The following is a 17,850-nucleotide window of genomic DNA, read 5'->3' as shown; positions in this document are numbered from 1 at the left end:
CTGAATTATAAGCTAATCATTTAGAATTCAATCTCTGTCGAGATTTAATCAAGTGTAATTGGACGGGAGACCTAGAACAAGCCTGTTTTTTAAGGACAAGACCCTGATGGTTTTTGTCCCATTGCTGAACAATTTTCCCTCGATAGCTACATTGACCTGCCCCTAGGATTATATACAACTTTCAGTTAGTAATGTCGGATCCTTCACTTTCAGAATGTCCCTTTCTCCAGGCCGCCGCAAATTCAGACGGTGTCTGATAATTTAGCGTGGAGTGCGGGCGGCACTCGTTATAATCCTGACGCCATTCACGTATGATCTCCCTGGAGTGGCTGACGTCTCTGAACCAGTGTTCATTCAGGCATTCATCGCGAAAACGTCTGTTAAAGCTCTCAATAAATCCGTTCTGTGTCGGCTTGCCAGACTGGATAAATCGCAGCTCCACTCCATGCTCAAAGGCCCATTGACCCAGCGCGCAGCAGGTAAATTCCGGGTCCTGATCAGTGCCTATCGTAATCGGATAGCCGCGAAACAGCGCAATGCTGTCCAGAATACGAGTAACCTGCACACCTAAATCCCAAAGGCAACGGTTACCGTCAGGCACTCCTTCGTGAAGTCATCCACGCAGGTCAGGCACTTAATCCTGTGACCGTTGGCCAGCGCGTCCATAACGAAATCCATCGACCAAGTAAGATTGGGTGCCGCCGGGCGGAGCAGCGGCAGACGTTCTGATGCAAGCCCTTTACGACGTTGTTTGCGTTTTACTCTCAGACCACAAAGATGATAAAGCCGGTACACGCGCTTGTGATTAACATGAAGCCCTCGCGGCGCAGCAGCTGCCAGATGCGACGGTAGCCAAAACGCCTGCGCTCCAGTGCCAGTTCGATGATGCGTCCAGATAAATGCACATCCAACGCCGGACGGCGCGCTTCGTAGCGGTGGGTTGACAGGGTCAAACCTGTCAGCCTGCAGGCACGACGTTGCGACAGACCGGTCGTATCATACATCAACACCACTGCTTCCCGCTTCTGGTCTGCCGTCTGTACTTTCGCCCAAGAGCCACCTGAAGCGCTTCCTTATCCAGCATGGCTTCGGCCAGCAGCTTCTTGAGTCTGGCGTTCTCTTCCTCATGTGACTTCAGGCGCTTAACTTCGGGCACCTCCATACCGCCATACTTCTTACGCCAGGTGTAAAATGTGGCATCGGAAATGGCATGCTTGCGGCAGAGTTCACGAGCGGATATCCCGGTTTCAGCCTCGCGGAAAATACTGATGATCTGTTCGTCGGAAAAACGCTTCTTCATGGGGATGTCCTCATGTGGCTTATGAAGATATTACTAACATCGGGGTGTACTAATCAACGGAGAGCAGGTCAAGTAAGGTAACTCACAATCTGAATAATAGTGATTTCACGACGGGCTTAGAGCCTGAGGTTAACCTGTATGATGTGGAATACAGCGCCGAATCGGATGATGAATAAAATGTATTCACAAAAAGTGAATTTTTTAGTTATTAGTGATTCACTAATTGAGAGTGAGAGGTTGGTTATACTTCATTGTCCGAAGTGCCATCATGCCGCACATGCGCGAACAAGTCGCCATCTAACCGAGAATACGAAAGAGCGCTACCACCAATGTCAGAACATCAACTGTAGTTGTACGTTTATGACAATGGAAAAAATAGAGCACTTTATTGTTGCTCTGGGAGCTATCGACCCGGCACCACCACACCCGACTGTCGGTGGGCAGCGGCCACTGTGGCCTTGATAAAAAACTCTTTGGCGGATTTTTATCGTAAAAGACCTACAGTCAGTTCTTCACCAGTACAGTATTGATAAAGAGCTTTAAGTTCCCGTTCAATCCATATTATCTCTTTGAGTGCGTAGCCTGAAAAACCATACATCACGTTGTCTAGTCCAATTAGATGTGATGTGTCTTTGTTATCCACTAACGATTCGTAGAAATGTTTCAGCTCAATCACGGCGGTATAAGCTAAGTTAATATTTTCATAAAATACAGAATCAATTTTAGATACATCATATAAATGCTTTGTGAAGGTTGCGACTGATGGTTGGCTTAGAGTGCCGCCCCAGCGTGGAACGTCATTTTCTGTGACGGTATAACGAGTTTTACCAGCTGTCGTTTTTGTAATGCTTAAGTCAAGGGGGCACTCGTGCATAGGCTTTGCTTCGTAAGGTGCGAATTTTTCACATAGTGTTTTAATTTGTTCTTTTATGTTCCAGGCTAACTGACACTCCCGTGCAAAGAGCTTCTTTAATGCGCGAACCTCATTTTTTCTGGCCTTGGATTTACGACGCCAATCTAACAACTCTCTTAGGATAAAAAGACAAATCGCAACAAAGGCAGATGCTGGTATGAGCGTTCCGCTCGTTAAAAGGCCAAGCCAATCACATTGCGCTACCGTTTCCATTGCCATTTGATCGCCACTCATAAATTGATAAACAAAAAAGCCACTCTTTAGAGTGGCTTAATTATATGATTTTAAAGCTAAAATTTGGTGGCCCCTGTTGGGTTTGAACCAACGACCAAGCGATTATGAGTCGCCTGCTCTAACCACTGAGCTAAGGGGCCAAGCCGCGAGATTATAGGGAATCCTTAAGCATCGGTCTACTGTTACCCGCCCGTATGTTGCTTTTCTGCGCAGTTCTAGCCTGTTGTAATTGCTGGCGGATTTTGCGATAACCGCAGTAAATCCCTGCAATGGACTCACAATACTCATGGAACTTCTGGCGCCTGGCCTGCGGGTGGTGTTTTGCGGTATCAACCCCGGCCTTTCTTCCGCCCATCAGGGCTACCCTTTCGCCAACGGCAGCAACCGCTTCTGGAAGGTGATCCATCAGGCCGGCTTTACCGAGAGCCAGCTGGCGCCGGAGCAGTGGCAGCAGCTGAAGGATAACGGCTGCGGCATTACCGCGCTGGTGGCGCGCCCGACGGTGGCGGCCAGCGAGCTGTCGCGCGACGAGTTGCGCAGCGGCGGTGAGGCGCTGCAAGAGAAGATCCTGCGCTACCAGCCGCGCGCGCTGGCGATTTTAGGCAAGCAGGCGTTCACCACCGCCTTCGGGGTGAAAAACGCGCCCTGGGGCAAGCAGGCGATGATGCTGGGGCAAACCGAGGTGTGGGTATTGCCCAACCCCAGCGGATTGAACCGCGCCACGTTGGAGCAGCTTACCGCCAGCTATCGCGAGTTGTTCCTGGCGCTGCAATGACATAAGGGAGTATGCGATGACATCGATAATGAAAGGCTGTGTGATGGCGCTGTTATTGGTGACCGGCGCTGCACAGGCGGGGCATTCACCACAGGAAGCGCGCAACAAGCAGAACGTGCTGGAGTTTTATCGGCAGGGGCTGAACAACAAGGATTTTGCGGCGGCGCGGCCGTTTTTGGGGGAACAGTACAAGCAGCATAACCCCAACGCCAAAGACGGCGTGGCGGGTTTTCGTCAATTTGTCGAGCTGCTGAAAACGCGTTACCCCAACTCGCACAGTGAGGTAAAACAGGCGTTCGTCGACGGTGACTATGTGATTTTGCATGTGGAAGTCAGCGGGCGCGAGGCCGGTAAAACTGCGGCGATCATCGATATCTTCCGTCTCGACAGCGCCGGAAAAATCGTTGAGCACTGGGACGTGACGCAGCCGGTGCCGGAGAAGACCGCCAGCGGCAACAGCATGTTCTGAGGCATAAAAAAACCCCGGCAGGCCGGGGTTTTTGTTTTTGATGCGGCAGCCGGACTTAGTCGTCCAGGAAGCTGCGCAGCACTTCGGAGCGGCTTGGGTGACGCAGCTTGCGCAGCGCCTTGGCTTCGATCTGACGAATACGCTCACGGGTAACGTCAAACTGCTTGCCAACCTCTTCCAGCGTGTGGTCGGTGTTCATGTCGATGCCGAAACGCATGCGCAGCACTTTCGCTTCGCGCGCGGTCAGGCCGGCCAATACGTCGTGGGTGGCGGAACGCAGGCTTTCCGAAGTCGCGGAATCCAGCGGCAGCTCGAGGGTGGTATCCTCGATGAAGTCGCCCAGATGCGAATCTTCGTCGTCGCCGATCGGCGTTTCCATCGAGATTGGCTCTTTGGCGATCTTCAGCACTTTGCGGATCTTGTCTTCCGGCATCAGCATGCGCTCGGCCAGCTCTTCCGGCGTCGGCTCGCGGCCCATCTCTTGCAGCATCTGGCGCGAAATACGGTTGAGCTTGTTGATGGTCTCAATCATATGCACCGGGATACGGATGGTGCGCGCCTGGTCGGCGATGGAGCGGGTGATAGCCTGACGGATCCACCAGGTGGCGTACGTCGAGAACTTGTAGCCGCGGCGGTATTCGAACTTGTCTACCGCTTTCATCAGGCCGATGTTGCCTTCCTGGATCAGATCCAGGAACTGCAGGCCGCGGTTGGTGTATTTCTTGGCGATGGAAATAACCAGACGCAGGTTGGCCTCAACCATCTCTTTCTTCGCGCGGCGAGCTTTCGCTTCCCCGATCGACATGCGACGGTTGATGTCTTTGACCTGCTCGATGGTCAGGCCGGTTTCTTCTTCGATCTGACGCAGTTTCTGCAGGCTGCGCTGCACGTCTTCAGCAACGTCTTTCAGCTTTTCCGACCATGGCTTGGCCATCGCCAGTGCGGCTTCGAACCAGGAGTCGCTGGTTTCGTTGCCGGCGAACAGGGTGACGAAGTTTTTCTTCGGCATTTTGCACTGTTCAACGCACAGCTTCATGATGATGCGTTCCTGGGTGCGAACGCGATCCATCATGGTGCGCATGCTGTTGACCAGGAAGTCGAACTGTTTCGGCACCAGGCGGAACTGCTTGAACACTTCAGACAGCTTCAGGATCTCGTCCGCGGCGCTGGCATGGCTGCGGCCGTTCTTTTTGATCACCAGACGCGTCGCTTCATACTGATCGCGCAGTTCGGCGAACTTCTGACGCGCCAGCTCAGGATCGATGCTGTTGTCGTCTTCGGTGTCGTCGTCTTCGGCATCCTCATCTTCTTCGTCGTCGTCTTGCTCTTCGCTCGACAGTTCGGAACCGATGTGGGTCGCGGTTGGGGCGATGTCCTCTTCCGCGTTAGGATCGACGAAGCCGGTGATCAGATCGGACAGGCGCGCTTCGCCCGCTTCGACGCGATCGTACTGCTCAAGCAGATAGGTAATGGCTTCCGGGTATTCGGCAACCGAGCACTGCACCTGGTTGATGCCGTCTTCGATGCGCTTGGCGATGTCGATTTCGCCTTCGCGCGTCAGCAGTTCGACGGTACCCATTTCGCGCATGTACATGCGCACCGGGTCGGTGGTGCGGCCGATTTCGGATTCCACGCTGGACAGAACCTGTGCGGCGGCTTCTTCCGCATCTTCGTCCGTGCTGTTCGAGTTTTCGGCGAGCAGCAGGTCATCGGCGTCCGGTGCTTCTTCCATCACCTGGATGCCCATGTCGTTAATCATCTGGATGATGTCTTCGATCTGATCGGAGTCGACGATATCTTCCGGCAGATGGTCATTGACCTCAGCATAGGTCAGATAGCCTTGCTCCTTACCACGGGTGACAAGTAGCTTCAGCTGTGACTGCGGGTTTTGCTCCATAAGACGGTATCCACACTTCAGAGTATTTAGGTTGGTGTCGGTCGGCGAAACCGCCAACAATAGCATTTGGGGCGTTTTCGTTATCGCCGCGGCCCACTATGGCGGCACTGTGCAGGGCTCTGCCCTCGCAATTATCGGCACTTAAGCCGTTTGGTATTCAGTTTTTCTTCGCTAAAACCTGGTTGAGGGAACGGACTTCTTCACGTTCCTCCGGACTCAGGCCGCGCGTTCTGGCCTGCGCGATCAGCGTTTCCAGCCGTTGCTCGAGCACCGAGTCGTACAGGCTGGCCAACGTATCCAAAAAGGTCTGTTCGACCATGTCCTCAACGATCATATGGTTCCAGGTCGCCAAGGTTTCAAGCTGCTGGCTGAATTTGTTGTCGCGATACAGCTCCAGCAATTGCCCGGTTGTCAGGCCCGGCTGCGCCAAACAGGTCTGCACCAGTTCGACGAACAGCGGCAATCCCGCCTGTTTGGTCTGCTCCAACCCTTCCAGCGAAGGGATAAGTGTAGCCAACTGCGGATTTTGCACCAGTAACCCTATCAGTATACGCATGGTTGTGCGTTTTAGCTGGGGCGCCTGATAAGGATTCGCATTTTCAGCCTGCTTGGGCATCAGCTTGTCGAGCTGACTGTCGTCCAGCAGCCCCAGCTTGTTGCCGAGCTCCTGACGCAGGTACAAGCGCAACGTTTCGCCCGGCACCTGAGTAATCAGCGGCAGCGCCAGCGTGCTCAGCTTGGCGCGCCCGTCCGGGCTGCTCAAATCCACCTGCGGCAGCAGGCTTTCGAACAGGAAAGTGGACAGCGGCTGCGCCTGCTCCATTCGCTGTTCGAAGGCTTCTTTGCCTTCCTTGCGCACCAGGGTGTCCGGGTCTTCGCCGTCGGGCAAAAACATGAACCGCAGCTGGCGCCCGTCGTTCAGGTACGGCAGCGCGGTTTCCAGCGCCCGCCAGGCCGCTTCGCGGCCGGCGCGGTCGCCGTCGTAACAGCAGACGACGTTGTCGGTGGCGCGGAACAGCAGCTGAATGTGTTCAGCCGTCGTCGAGGTTCCGAGCGAGGCGACGGCATAATCGATGCCGAATTGCGCCAACGCCACCACGTCCATATACCCTTCCACCACCAGCAGCCGCTGCAGGGTAGGGTGATTCTGCTGTGCTTCATACAGGCCATACAGCTGGCGGCCCTTATGGAAAACTTCGGTTTCCGGCGAGTTCAGGTACTTGGGCATGCCGTCGCCCAGCACGCGGCCGCCGAAGGCGATGACGCGCCCGCGCTTGTCGCGGATGGGGAACATCACCCGTTCGCGGAAACGGTCGTACGAACGCCCCTGATCGTTAGTCACCAGCATGCCGGCATCGTTCAATGCGCGGCGCGAGTCGGTGTCGCGGCCGAAACGCTTCAGGGCGTTGTCCCATCCCGCCGGCGCGAAGCCGATGGCGAAATGGCGAATAACGTCGTCACTTAATCCGCGCTGCTGCAAATAGCTGCGCGCCGGTGCCCCGGAGGACTGCTGCAGTGACTGTTGATAGAACGCGCTGAGCTGTTCCATCAGTTGGTATAGGCTCTGGCGCTGATGGCGTTCGATCTGGGTCGGCCCGGTGCCCGCTTCGTAAGGCACTTCCAACCCGTGCATGGTCGCCAGCTCTTCGATGGTTTCGACAAACTCGAGTCGGTCGTAATTCATCAAAAAGTCGACGGCGTTGCCGTGCGCACCACATCCAAAACAGTGATAAAACTGCTTTTCGCCATTAACGGTAAATGAAGGCGTCTTTTCGTGGTGGAACGGACAGCACGCGTGGTAGTTCTTGCCTTGCTTCTTGAGCTTCACGCGGGCGTCGATCAAATCGACGATGTCGGTGCGAGCCAGCAAGTCATTGATAAATACGCGCGGAATTCGTCCAGCCATAAGCCCTTACTTCATTAGCCTATAAACGAGAACAAGCCGCGCATTCCTTTCGGAAAGCACGGCCTTCGTATGCAACTACTCGGTCTGCGCGATTTTGAAAATCAGAAATTCACGCGGTGGGGTTGCCCCCGAAGAATTAATACAGACGAGTGCGGCGTGCGTTTTCGCGAGCCAGTTTCTTCGCGTGACGTTTCACAGCAGAAGCTTTAGCGCGTTTACGTTCGGTAGTTGGTTTTTCATAAAACTCACGACGACGAACTTCAGCTAAAACACCTGCTTTTTCGCAAGAGCGTTTGAAACGACGCAGAGCAACGTCAAATGGCTCGTTTTCACGTACTTTAATTACCGGCATGTGCCTCTCACCTCAATAAAATTCGGTTTGTTGCTGGCCAAGCGCCAGCCTTTTCAAAATGGTGCGGAATTTTACTCCAATGGATGCTGCTTTGTAAAGCATCACAGCAAATTGAAACCCGCGTCGCTCTGCCGCAACGTGCGCAATTTTGCACCGGGCGCTGATTATAGACTAATCAGAAAAAAATGCTCGTGTTTAATCGCTCGGGCATTTTCTGGATGAATCATCGACATAGGCGCAAGCCGGTGACAAGATGCGCCGCATCGGCGGTAAATGCGGCGGAATGTGGTAGACTGGCGGCCGCACGTGAATGATGGGAAATGTAATGCGAGTACTGGGTATAGAAACGTCCTGCGATGAAACCGGAATTGCAGTGTATGACGATCAAACCGGTTTGTTGGCCAACCAATTATACAGCCAGGTGAAGCTGCACGCCGACTACGGCGGCGTGGTGCCGGAACTGGCCTCCCGCGATCACGTGCGCAAAACCGTGCCGCTGATTCAGGCGGCGCTGAAAGAGGCCAACCTGACCCCGGCCGATATCGACGGCGTGGCTTATACCGCCGGGCCGGGCCTGGTAGGCGCGCTGCTGGTCGGCGCTACCGTCGGGCGCGCGCTGGCGTTCGCCTGGAACGTGCCGGCGGTGCCGGTGCACCACATGGAAGGCCACCTGCTGGCGCCGATGCTGGAAGATAACCCGCCGGCGTTCCCGTTCGTCGCGCTGCTGGTCTCCGGCGGCCACACTCAGCTGATCAGCGTCACCGGCATCGGTGAATATGAACTGCTGGGCGAGTCGATCGACGATGCCGCCGGCGAAGCGTTCGACAAAACCGCCAAGCTGCTCGGCCTGGATTATCCCGGCGGGCCGATGCTGTCGAAGATGGCGCAGCAGGGTACGGCGGGGCGTTTCACCTTCCCGCGGCCGATGACCGATCGTCCGGGGCTGGACTTTAGCTTCTCCGGCCTGAAAACCTTCGCCGCCAACACCATCCGCTCCAACGGCAACGACGATCAGACGCGTGCCGACATCGCCCGCGCCTTCGAGGATGCGGTGGTGGATACGCTGGCGATCAAATGCAAACGCGCGCTGGAGCAAACCGGCTTCAAACGCCTGGTGATGGCCGGCGGCGTGAGCGCTAACCGTACGCTGCGCGCCAAACTGGCGGAGATGATGCAGAAACGCGGCGGGGAAGTGTTCTATGCCCGCCCGGAATTTTGCACCGACAACGGCGCGATGATCGCCTATGCCGGCATGGTGCGGCTGAAGAGCGGCGCCAACCCGGAGCTGAGCGTGTCGGTGCGGCCGCGCTGGCCGCTGGCGGAACTGCCTGCGGTATAAAACAAAGGGCCGGATTATCCGGCCCTTACGTTATTCGTCTTTCGGCTGGTCGCCGTTATCCTCATCCGCGTCGTTTTTCTTCTTGCGGAACTTGCCCCAAATCTTGCCTTCCTGGCCGCGCCACAGGCGCTGAATATTGTCGTGATGCCGCATCAGGATCAGGCAGGAGAGCATCGCCACCGGGAAGGTGAACTGCGGTTTGAACCACCAGACGTAGAACGGGGCGATCAGCGCGCTGACGATGGCGCCGAGCGAAGAGTAGCCGCTGAGCAACACCGTCAGCAGCCAGGTGCCGGTCATCAGGCCGGTCAGATCCCAGCCGATAGGCGCGATGGCGCCAAACGCCGTCGCCACGCCTTTACCGCCGCGGAAGTGGAAGAACACCGGATAGATGTGCCCAAGACAGGCGGCGATCGCCGTCAGGCCCAGATACAGCGGCGGCACATTGAGTTTGTAGGCCAGCCAGACCGGCAACATCCCTTTCAGAATATCGAACACCAGCACCGCCGCCGCCGCCAGCCGGCCGCCGATGCGCAGGACGTTGGTCGCTCCGGGGTTTCCTGAGCCATGTTCACGCGGGTCCGGCAGCCTGGCGATCCGGCAAACCAGGATCGCGCTCGAAATCGAGCCGCACAGATACGCGAAGATAATCATGCCAAGCGCGGTAGCACTCATAACGCGGTTCCGTTTAATAATGGTCGTTTTACTCGCAACATCTATGGATAATACGCACATTCCGCTGGAAGTGGTATCCGGCAAGGCCAAAAACAGAGAATGACGTGATGGATATCGTATTTATTGAAGAGCTTACCGTAATTACCACCATTGGCGTTTATGAGTGGGAACAGGGCATTCGTCAGAAGCTGGTGTTCGATATCGAAATGGGCTGGGATAACCGGCCGGCCGCCGCCAGCGACGACGTAAATGACTGTCTGAGCTATGCCGACGTCAGCGATGCCGTGATCCAACACGTGGAGTCGAACCGGTTCGCGCTGGTGGAGCGCGTGGCGGAGGAAATATCTGAAATTTTGCTCCAGCGCTTCAATTCCCCCTGGGTCCGTATTAAGGTCAGCAAACCGGGCGCTGTAGCACATGCCAATCGGGTCGGCGTGATCATTGAGCGCGGCACCCGTCCCGCATGATTTTATGTCATCTGCTTGCAACGAAAGACCGTTAACCTGGTCTTAATCCTGAGAATTGTTTTAGCGGCATTGTCTTTAAGCATTGCCGCTTTTTTATGTGATAGCCGTTATTTTATGGGGTGAGCGAAGCACATGGCAGACATGCATTCACTGTTTATTGCGTTTGTTCTTGGGGTTGTCGAGGGATTAACCGAATTTTTGCCGGTGTCTTCCACCGGGCATATGATCATCGTCGGCGAGTGGCTGGGCTTTACCGGCGACAAAGCCAAAACCTTTGAAGTCATTATCCAGCTGGGGTCGATCCTGGCCGTCGTCGTGATGTTCTGGCGCCGGTTGTTCGGTCTGATCGGCATCCATTTCGGCGGCAAGCCGGTGGAGCACGAAGGCAAAACCAGCGGCCAGCTGAAGCTGGGGCACATCCTGCTGGCGATGATCCCGGCGGTGGTGCTGGGGCTGGCCTTCCATGATTTCATCAAGTCGCTGTTTGCGCCGAAAAACGTGATGTACGCGTTGGTGGTCGGCGGCCTGCTGCTGCTGGCGGCGGAATGGCTGAAGCCGAAGAAGCCTAGCGCGGAAGGGTTGGATGACATCACTTACCGTCAGGCGTTCATGATCGGTTGCTTCCAGTGTCTGGCGCTGTGGCCGGGCTTCTCCCGTTCGGGTTCCACTATCGCCGGCGGCATGCTGGTGGGCGTGAACCGCTATGCGGCGTCCGAGTTCTCCTTCATTCTGGCTGTGCCGATGATGATTGGCGCCAGCGGCCTGGATCTGTATAAGAGCCTGCACTTCCTGACCTGGGGCGACCTGCCGATGTTCGCCGTCGGTTTCGTCACCGCCTTCGTGGTGGCGCTGGTTGCGATCAAGACCTTCCTGTCGCTGATCAAACGCATCTCGTTCGTGCCGTTCGCTATCTACCGCTTTATCGTGGCGGCCGTGGTTTACATGGTGTTCCTGTAAGCCTTCACGCCAAGAAAAAACCCCGCTCCGCGGGGTTTTTTTATGCCTGATCGTTGATGATGGTTTGGGTGAGCTTCCACTCGGCCAGCGCCTGCTGGCGGCGGCGTTTGAGCTCGTCGCGGATCGCGGTGCCCTGCAGCCCGCTGGCCACCACCTCTTTAATCGATACCGCGTTCGCCACCTGATACGCCTGGCGCAGATAGTCGCCCTGTGGATAGGGATTCTCCTCAAAGCCGGTACGGCCGCGCGCGTCCGCCTCGCTGGTCAGGATCATCTGCTCCAGCCGGTGCGGCTTGCGCCAGACGTCGATGGCGTCGAACAGCTTCAATAGGGTCTCCGGCCGCAGCTTGTTCACGGTGTGGATCAGATCATGGTACTCGGCCACCAGCTTGCTCAGATCGCGCACCGGGTTAGGCACCCGCAGCCGCTGGCACAGCGCCTCAACCAGCCGCACGCCGGCCGGGCCGTGGCCGTGGTGATGCGGCCAGAACTCTTTTGGCGTCAATCCCTTGCCGAGGTCATGGCACAGGGTGGCGAAGCGCACGTCCACCTCCGGCGTGAGGCGGGCGGCGATCGCCAACGCCATCAGCGTGTGCACGCCGGTGTCGATCTCCGGGTGCCACTTGGCGGGAGCCGGCACGCCGAACAGCGCGTCGATTTCCGGGAACAGCACCGCCAGCGCATCGCAGTCGCGCAGCACCTGAAAATAGACCTGCGGGCTCTGGCTTTGCAGCGCCTTTTCCGTTTCTTTCCAGACGCGTTCGGCGGTCAGCGCGGCCAGTTCACCGCTGTGCGCCATCCGGCGCATCAGGGCGAGCGTTTCGTCGGCGATGTGAAAACCCAGGTGGGCGAAGCGGGCGGTGAAGCGCGCCACGCGCAGTACGCGCAGCGGATCTTCGCCGAAGGCGTCGGAAACGTGGCGCAGCACGCGCGCCTGCAGATCGGCCACGCCGCCGTAAGGATCAATCAGCTCTCCCTCGGCGGAACGGGCGATGGCGTTGATGGTCAGATCGCGCCGCAGCAGATCCTCCTCCAGCGTGACGTCTGGCGCGGCATAGCAGGTAAAACCGGTGTATCCCTGGCCGGATTTGCGCTCGGTGCGCGCCAGCGCGTATTCCTCGTGGGTGTCGGGATTGAGGAATACCGGAAAGTCTTTGCCGACCTGCTGGTAGCCCAATGCCAGCAGCTCGGCCGGCGTGGCGCCCACCACCACCCAATCATGATCGACCACCGGAATGTCGAGCAGGCTGTCGCGAACGGCGCCGCCGACCAGATAAATCTGCACTGTTGACTCCTGAATATCGTGTAAGGCTCTGTCTATCAGATTACATGAATTGGCCGCGGGATGTCGGCGCCAATGAAAAGGGCGCCCGCAGGCGCCCATACTCAAACTGAACGATACTGAGATCAGTTCATCCAGCGATTGTTGTTCTTGCGGCGCGGGATCAGGTGCGGCAACAGCAGGCCCAGCAGCAAGCCGACGCCGGCGACGCCGCCGCCGTACATGAACCACTGCAGAATAATGGTGCGCTGTTTGTCGTCGAGCTGCAGGTTAACGGCGTTAACCTTCTTCTGCGCGACCACCAGCTGGTTTTTCAGATCCTGGTTTTCCTTCTGCAGGCTGCTGATGGTGCTGTCGCTGCCCGCGACTTTTTCCTGCATTTCCGCCGTGCGCTGGTTCCAGGTGTTATCGATGTTGGCCAGCTTGTCGGTCAGGGTTTTCACCTGCTGTTCCAGCTCGGGCACGCGGGTGCGCAGGCTCGGCGTCTGGCTGAGCTGATCGAGTGGGATCCAGGTGGTGCGGCCTTTCGGATCGCGGATTTGGCCGTAGTTGGTGCTGTCGTTGACGCTCAGCAGGGTGACTTCTTCACCGGCGTTCAGAGTGCCGACAATACGGTACTGATTACCTGGGCCGCTATGGACGTAAGTGCTTAACTCATCGGAGATATAGCGTTTATCTTCGGCATGTGCGCCCCAAGTGATGCTGAAGCTCAGCGCGGCAAGGCAAATCAGGCGTAATTTCTGCATTAGTTCATCGTTTCTTGGTGAATTTATGGAACGATAGTAGAGCGTTCAGTCTGACGACGCAACGCCAAAACCGGAATGAGAACTATCTTACTGTGGCTGATTCTGTGAGTTGCGCGGCGTTTTATAACGTAACAGGTTTTTTCTACAGTTAGCAGGGTTAAGGCGCCAGGAATCGCGGTAAGATAACGGCAACTGTGCGTCATTGGGCAGTATGCGGCGGCCGAACGCGCCGCGCTGAAACAGACGTGAATGCATAACTTATTGGTGTTAAAGAATTATGACCGTTGAAATTGAACTGAAATTCATCGCCGCGCCGCAAGCGGTGGCCGCTCTGCCGCAATGGCTTGCCGCCTGGCCGCATCAGCATTCCGCGCCGCAAAAACTGACCAACATTTACTTCGAAACGGCCGATAACTTCCTGCGCAATCACGACATGGGGCTGCGCATTCGCGGTTTCGACGATCGTTATGAGATGACCATCAAAACCGCCGGTAAAGTGGTGGCCGGCCTGCACCAACGTCCGGAATACAACGTCGCTATCGCCGAGCCGCAGCTGGCGCTGGCGCAGTTTCCTGCCGACATCTGGCCACAGGATTGTGATATCGCGGCGCTGCAGCAGGCGTTGCAGCCGCTGTTCCGTACCGACTTTGCGCGTGAAAAGTGGGTGGTCACTTACGGCCAAAGCGAAATCGAGATTGGTTTGGATCAGGGAGAGGTGCGCGCCGGTGACCTCAGCGAAGCCCTCAGTGAGATCGAACTGGAGCTGCTGAAAGGCAACACCGCCGATCTGCTGGCGTTGGCCGGCGAGCTGGCGGCCCATGGCGGGCTGCGTCAGGGCAGCCTGAGCAAGGCGGCGCGCGGCTACCACCTGGCGCAGGGCAATCCGCCGCGCGAGGTGCGCCCGCTGCGGGTGCTGAAGCCGGCGGCGAAGGCGACCGTGGAGCAGGGGATGATCGCCGCCTTCGAGCTGGCGCTCAACCATTGGCAGTACCATGAGGAGCTGTGGCTGCGCGGCGATGCGCAGGCGCGCGGGGCGGTCCTCGAAGCGGTCGGCACCATCCGCCAGGCGCTGGTGATCTTCGGCGGCCTGGTGCCGCGCAAGGCCAGCGCCGATCTGCGCGCCCGCCTGACCGAGCTCGAACCGCTGTTGGCGGACAAAGCCGCGCAACCGGAAAGCCTGTGCTACAGCGCGGCCTATCTGCAATGTAAGTTGGCGCTCACATCATGGCTGGTGCGCGGCGCCTGGCGGCCGTTTATCGACGCCAAAGGGCAGGCCAAACTGGACGGTTCTTTCAAACGCTTCAGCGACATCATGCTGGGGCGCAGCGGCGCGGAGCTGAAAGAAGCCTTCAGCCGTACGCTGAACGAAGATGAATATCAGGAACAATTGCCGCGCCTGACGCGTCAGATTTCGGCGCTGGTCCTGCTGTCGGGTGCTTACCCCGACGAGCAGACCGAGCCTTATATCGACGCCTGGCGCGAGCTGCAGGCGGCGCTGAGCGAGCGCCGCCAGGGCTGGTATGAAGCCAGCCGCAAACAGGCCTTATCGCATGCGCCATTCTGGTTAAACGGCGCGCTTCGTTAATCCAGCCGGCCCGCCAGCCGTGGGCCGCAGAACGGGTCATACACTATGTCGCCACTTTCAGCCGCGTTACAGGCTCAGGCACAGCAGGTTGTGCAGCGTTTTCAGGAAGTTCACGGCGCGGACTGCGCCTTTAGCGAGCAAGAGCAGTGGGTGCTGGCGTCGAGCGACTTCGTCAGCGACGCGCTGCTCGCCCAGCCGGCCTGGCTGGCGACGCTGCGCGAACAGCCGCCGGCGCCTGGCGAGTGGCAACACTACGCCGCCTGGTTGCAGGACGAGCTGGAAGAGGTGCGCGACGAAGCGCAACTGATGCGCACGCTGCGTCTGTTTCGCCGCGAAACGCTGGTGCGCATCGCCTGGGCGCAGGCGCAGGGGCTGTGTTCGACCGAAGAAACGTTGCTGCAGCTGAGCGGGCTGGCGGAGACGCTGATCGTCAGCGCGCGCGACTGGCTGTACCAAACCTGTTGCCGCGAGTGGGGCACGCCGTGCAATGCCGACGGCGAACCGCAGCCGCTGCTGGTCCTCGGCATGGGCAAGCTGGGCGGCGGCGAACTGAACTTCTCGTCGGACATCGATCTGATCTTCGCTTACCCGGAAAATGGTCAAACCCAGGGCGGGCGGCGCGAGCTGGATAACGCCCAGTTCTTCACCCGTCTCGGCCAGCGGCTGATCAAGGCGCTGGATCAACAGACCATCGATGGCTTCGTCTATCGCGTGGACATGCGGCTGCGGCCGTTCGGCGACAGCGGCCCGTTGGTGATGAGCTTTGCGGCGCTGGAGGATTACTACCAGGAACAGGGGCGCGACTGGGAACGCTATGCGATGGTGAAGGCGCGCCTGATGGGCGGGGCGGAAGACGCCTACAGCCAGGAGCTGCGTAAAACGCTGCGGCCGTTCGTGTTCCGTCGTTACATTGATTTCAGCGTCATTCAGTCTCTGCGCAACATGAAGGGCATGATCGCCCGTGAAGTGCGGCGGCGCGGCCTGAAGGACAACATCAAGCTGGGCGCCGGCGGCATTCGCGAAATCGAATTCATCACCCAGGTATTCCAGCTGATCCGCGGCGGCCGTGAACCGGCGCTGCAGGGGCGTTCGCTGCTGCCGACGCTGCAGGCGGTGGGCGAGCTGGGGCTGCTGGAAAGCAAGCAGGTGCGGGCGCTGAGCGCCGCCTACCTGTTCCTGCGGCGGCTGGAGAACCTGCTGCAGGCGATCGGCGATCAGCAAACCCAGACGCTGCCGCAGGAGGCGCTCGATCAGGCCCGGTTGGCCTACGGCATGGGGTTGGCGGATTGGCCGGCGCTGATGGCGGCGCTGGACGTGCACATGCAGGCGGTGCGCGCGGTGTTCGACGACCTGATCGGCGACGATAGCCCGGATGTCGGCGAAGATCCCGATTACCAGCACTATCACAGCCTGTGGCAAGACGCACTGGAGGAGAACGAGCTGGCGCCGCTGACGCCGCACCTTGACGAAGAGGCACGTCGACAGATGCTGCGCACCATCGCCGATTTTCGTCACGACGTCGACAAGCGCACCATCGGCCCGCGCGGCCGCGACGTGCTCGATCAGCTGATGCCGCGCCTGCTGGCGGAGGTATGCCCGCGGCAAGACGCGCCGACCGCGCTGGTGCGGCTGGCGCAGCTGCTGCTGAGCATCGTCACCCGCACTACCTATCTCGAGTTGCTGGTGGAGTACCATGCGGCGCTCAGCCATCTGATCCGCCTGTGCGCCGCGTCGCCGATGGTCGCCAACCAGCTGTCGCGTTACCCGCTGCTGCTGGACGAGCTGCTGGATCCGGCCACGCTGTATCAGCCGGTGGCGCTGGACGCCTACCGCAGCGAGCTGCGGCAGTATCTGCTGCGGGTGCCGGAAGACGACGAAGAGCAAAAGCTGGAGGCGCTGCGTCAGTTCAAACAGGCTCAGCAGCTGCGCATCGCCGCTGCGGATATCGCCGGCGCGCTGCCGGTGATGAAAGTGAGCGATCACCTGACTTATCTGGCTGAGGCGATCATCGACGCGGTGGTGCAACAGGCCTGGAGCGACATGGTGGCGCGCTATGGCCAGCCCACCCATTTGCAGGAGCGGGAGGGGCGCGGCTTTGCGGTGATCGGCTATGGCAAACTGGGCGGCTGGGAGCTGGGGTACAGTTCCGATCTCGATCTGGTGTTCCTGTTGGATTGCCCGCCGGAGGTGATGACCGACGGCGATCGCTGCATCGACGGCCGCCAGTTCTACCTGCGGCTGGCGCAGCGGGTGATGCATCTGTTCAGCACCCGCACGTCCTCGGGCATTCTGTATGAGGTGGACGCGCGCCTGCGGCCTTCCGGCGCCGCGGGGATGCTGGTCAGCACCGTCGAGGCGTTCGCCGACTACCAGCAAAACGAAGCCTGGACCTGGGAGCATCAGGCTCTGGTGCGCGCGCGCATCGTGCACGGCGATCCGGCGCTGCATCAGCAGTTCGACGCGATCCGGCGCGAGATCCTGTGCAAAACGCGCGATGCGCAGACCCTGAAGCGCGAAGTGCGCGAGATGCGCGAAAAGATGCGCAACCATCTCGGCAACAAGCAGCGCGATCTGTTTGATATCAAGGCCGATGAGGGCGGCATTACCGACATCGAATTTATCGCCCAATATCTGGTCTTACGCTATGCGCCGGGTGAACCGCGTCTGACGCGTTGGTCGGACAACGTGCGCATCTTCGAGCTGATGGCCAATTACGACATTATGCCGGAAGAGGAGGCGCGCGCGCTGACCCAGGCCTATGTCACCATGCGCGACGAGATCCACCACCTGGCGCTGCAGGAACATTCCGGCAAGGTCGGCAGCGGGCTGTTTGCCGCCGAGCGCGAGCAGGTGCGCGCCAGCTGGGTCAAATGGCTGGATTAATACCTTTTTGCGGGTATTCCGGCGGTCTGTGGTAATATCTGCGCCACTAAAATTTTGTTCTTTTTTGGAG

Annotated in this window: 15 protein-coding genes, 1 tRNA gene and 1 pseudogene; 8 read left to right on the top strand and 9 right to left on the bottom strand. The window is 58.3% G+C overall.

Features of this window, described 5'->3' with window-relative positions; translation table 11 throughout:
- Positions 1-181: 181 nt before the first annotated feature.
- Positions 182-1,300 (bottom strand): annotated as a pseudogene (locus EDY99_RS18140) (IS3 family transposase).
- 243 nt (positions 1,301-1,543) lie between these two features.
- Here EDY99_RS18140 and EDY99_RS18135 point away from each other — a divergent pair.
- Complete coding sequence (locus tag EDY99_RS18135; RefSeq protein ID WP_123062188.1) at positions 1,544-1,762, top strand: DNA-binding transcriptional regulator; 219 nt, start codon at positions 1,544-1,546, stop codon at positions 1,760-1,762.
- A 22-nt stretch (positions 1,763-1,784) separates the two neighbouring features.
- Here the strand turns inward: EDY99_RS18135 and EDY99_RS24675 are convergent, their stop codons facing one another.
- Both EDY99_RS24675 and EDY99_RS18130 read right to left on the bottom strand, forming a co-directional pair.
- Positions 1,785-2,432 carry a hypothetical protein gene (locus EDY99_RS24675; protein ID WP_164489282.1) on the bottom strand — a complete coding sequence of 216 codons (648 nt, stop codon included), beginning with the start codon at positions 2,430-2,432 and terminating at the stop codon, positions 1,785-1,787.
- 79 nt (positions 2,433-2,511) lie between these two features.
- Positions 2,512-2,587 (bottom strand) — tRNA-Ile (locus EDY99_RS18130).
- A 146-nt stretch (positions 2,588-2,733) separates the two neighbouring features.
- Here EDY99_RS18130 and mug point away from each other — a divergent pair.
- Complete coding sequence (gene mug, locus EDY99_RS18125) at positions 2,734-3,222, top strand: G/U mismatch-specific DNA glycosylase (protein WP_033644588.1); 489 nt, start codon at positions 2,734-2,736, stop codon at positions 3,220-3,222.
- 16 nt (positions 3,223-3,238) lie between these two features.
- Positions 3,239-3,691 carry an ester cyclase gene (locus EDY99_RS18120; RefSeq protein ID WP_033651285.1) on the top strand — a complete coding sequence of 151 codons (453 nt, stop codon included), beginning with the start codon at positions 3,239-3,241 and terminating at the stop codon, positions 3,689-3,691.
- Between the two features lie 55 nt (positions 3,692-3,746).
- Here EDY99_RS18120 and rpoD read toward each other — a convergent pair whose 3' ends face one another.
- The 3 genes from rpoD to rpsU form a co-directional block, all read right to left on the bottom strand.
- Entirely contained in the window at positions 3,747-5,588 is a 1,842-nt protein-coding gene (gene rpoD, locus EDY99_RS18115) for an RNA polymerase sigma factor RpoD (protein WP_025304326.1), read from the bottom strand.
- Between the two features lie 157 nt (positions 5,589-5,745).
- On the bottom strand, positions 5,746-7,494 hold the full coding sequence (dnaG, locus tag EDY99_RS18110) for a DNA primase (RefSeq protein WP_033651286.1): 1,749 nt from the start codon (positions 7,492-7,494) through the stop codon (positions 5,746-5,748).
- Between the two features lie 136 nt (positions 7,495-7,630).
- The gene (rpsU, locus tag EDY99_RS18105; protein WP_001144069.1) at positions 7,631-7,846 is read right to left on the bottom strand and encodes a 30S ribosomal protein S21; all 216 of its coding nucleotides are present in this window, start codon (positions 7,844-7,846) and stop codon (positions 7,631-7,633) included.
- A 325-nt stretch (positions 7,847-8,171) separates the two neighbouring features.
- On the opposite strand from rpsU, the gene tsaD reads away from it, so the two are divergent.
- Positions 8,172-9,185: a tRNA (adenosine(37)-N6)-threonylcarbamoyltransferase complex transferase subunit TsaD gene (gene tsaD / locus EDY99_RS18100; protein WP_004937199.1), complete on the top strand. Its 1,014-nt coding sequence runs from the start codon at positions 8,172-8,174 to the stop codon at positions 9,183-9,185.
- Positions 9,186-9,215: 30 nt separating this feature from the next.
- Here the strand turns inward: tsaD and plsY are convergent, their stop codons facing one another.
- Positions 9,216-9,860 (bottom strand): glycerol-3-phosphate 1-O-acyltransferase PlsY, encoded by a 645-nt coding sequence (plsY, locus tag EDY99_RS18095; RefSeq protein WP_033644590.1) that lies wholly within the window; start codon positions 9,858-9,860, stop codon positions 9,216-9,218.
- A gap of 107 nt (positions 9,861-9,967) precedes the next feature.
- Between plsY and folB the strand changes: the two genes are divergently transcribed.
- Together folB and bacA are read left to right on the top strand one after the other, a co-directional pair.
- On the top strand, positions 9,968-10,327 hold the full coding sequence (gene folB / locus EDY99_RS18090) for a bifunctional dihydroneopterin aldolase/7,8-dihydroneopterin epimerase (RefSeq protein WP_015379095.1): 360 nt from the start codon (positions 9,968-9,970) through the stop codon (positions 10,325-10,327).
- A 132-nt stretch (positions 10,328-10,459) separates the two neighbouring features.
- Positions 10,460-11,284 (top strand): undecaprenyl-diphosphate phosphatase, encoded by an 825-nt coding sequence (gene bacA / locus EDY99_RS18085; protein ID WP_033644592.1) that lies wholly within the window; start codon positions 10,460-10,462, stop codon positions 11,282-11,284.
- 40 nt (positions 11,285-11,324) lie between these two features.
- Here the strand turns inward: bacA and EDY99_RS18080 are convergent, their stop codons facing one another.
- Positions 11,325-12,569 (bottom strand): multifunctional CCA addition/repair protein, encoded by a 1,245-nt coding sequence (locus EDY99_RS18080; protein WP_123061979.1) that lies wholly within the window; start codon positions 12,567-12,569, stop codon positions 11,325-11,327.
- Between the two features lie 122 nt (positions 12,570-12,691).
- Positions 12,692-13,312, bottom strand: a complete 621-nt coding sequence (locus EDY99_RS18075; RefSeq protein WP_033644594.1) for a TIGR04211 family SH3 domain-containing protein — start codon at positions 13,310-13,312, stop codon at positions 12,692-12,694.
- 277 nt (positions 13,313-13,589) lie between these two features.
- Here EDY99_RS18075 and EDY99_RS18070 point away from each other — a divergent pair, with 277 nt between their 5' ends.
- Complete coding sequence (locus EDY99_RS18070; RefSeq protein WP_033644595.1) at positions 13,590-14,897, top strand: inorganic triphosphatase; 1,308 nt, start codon at positions 13,590-13,592, stop codon at positions 14,895-14,897.
- Positions 14,898-14,942: 45 nt separating this feature from the next.
- On the top strand, positions 14,943-17,780 hold the full coding sequence (glnE, locus tag EDY99_RS18065) for a bifunctional [glutamate--ammonia ligase]-adenylyl-L-tyrosine phosphorylase/[glutamate--ammonia-ligase] adenylyltransferase (RefSeq protein WP_123061978.1): 2,838 nt from the start codon (positions 14,943-14,945) through the stop codon (positions 17,778-17,780).
- Positions 17,781-17,850: the final 70 nt, after the last annotated feature.

Source organism: Serratia sp. LS-1, assembly GCF_003719595.1.
Classification (GTDB): domain Bacteria; phylum Pseudomonadota; class Gammaproteobacteria; order Enterobacterales; family Enterobacteriaceae; genus Serratia; species Serratia ureilytica.
Note: the sequence above shows the minus strand (reverse complement) of the source record. Positions and strands in the feature narration are given on the sequence as shown.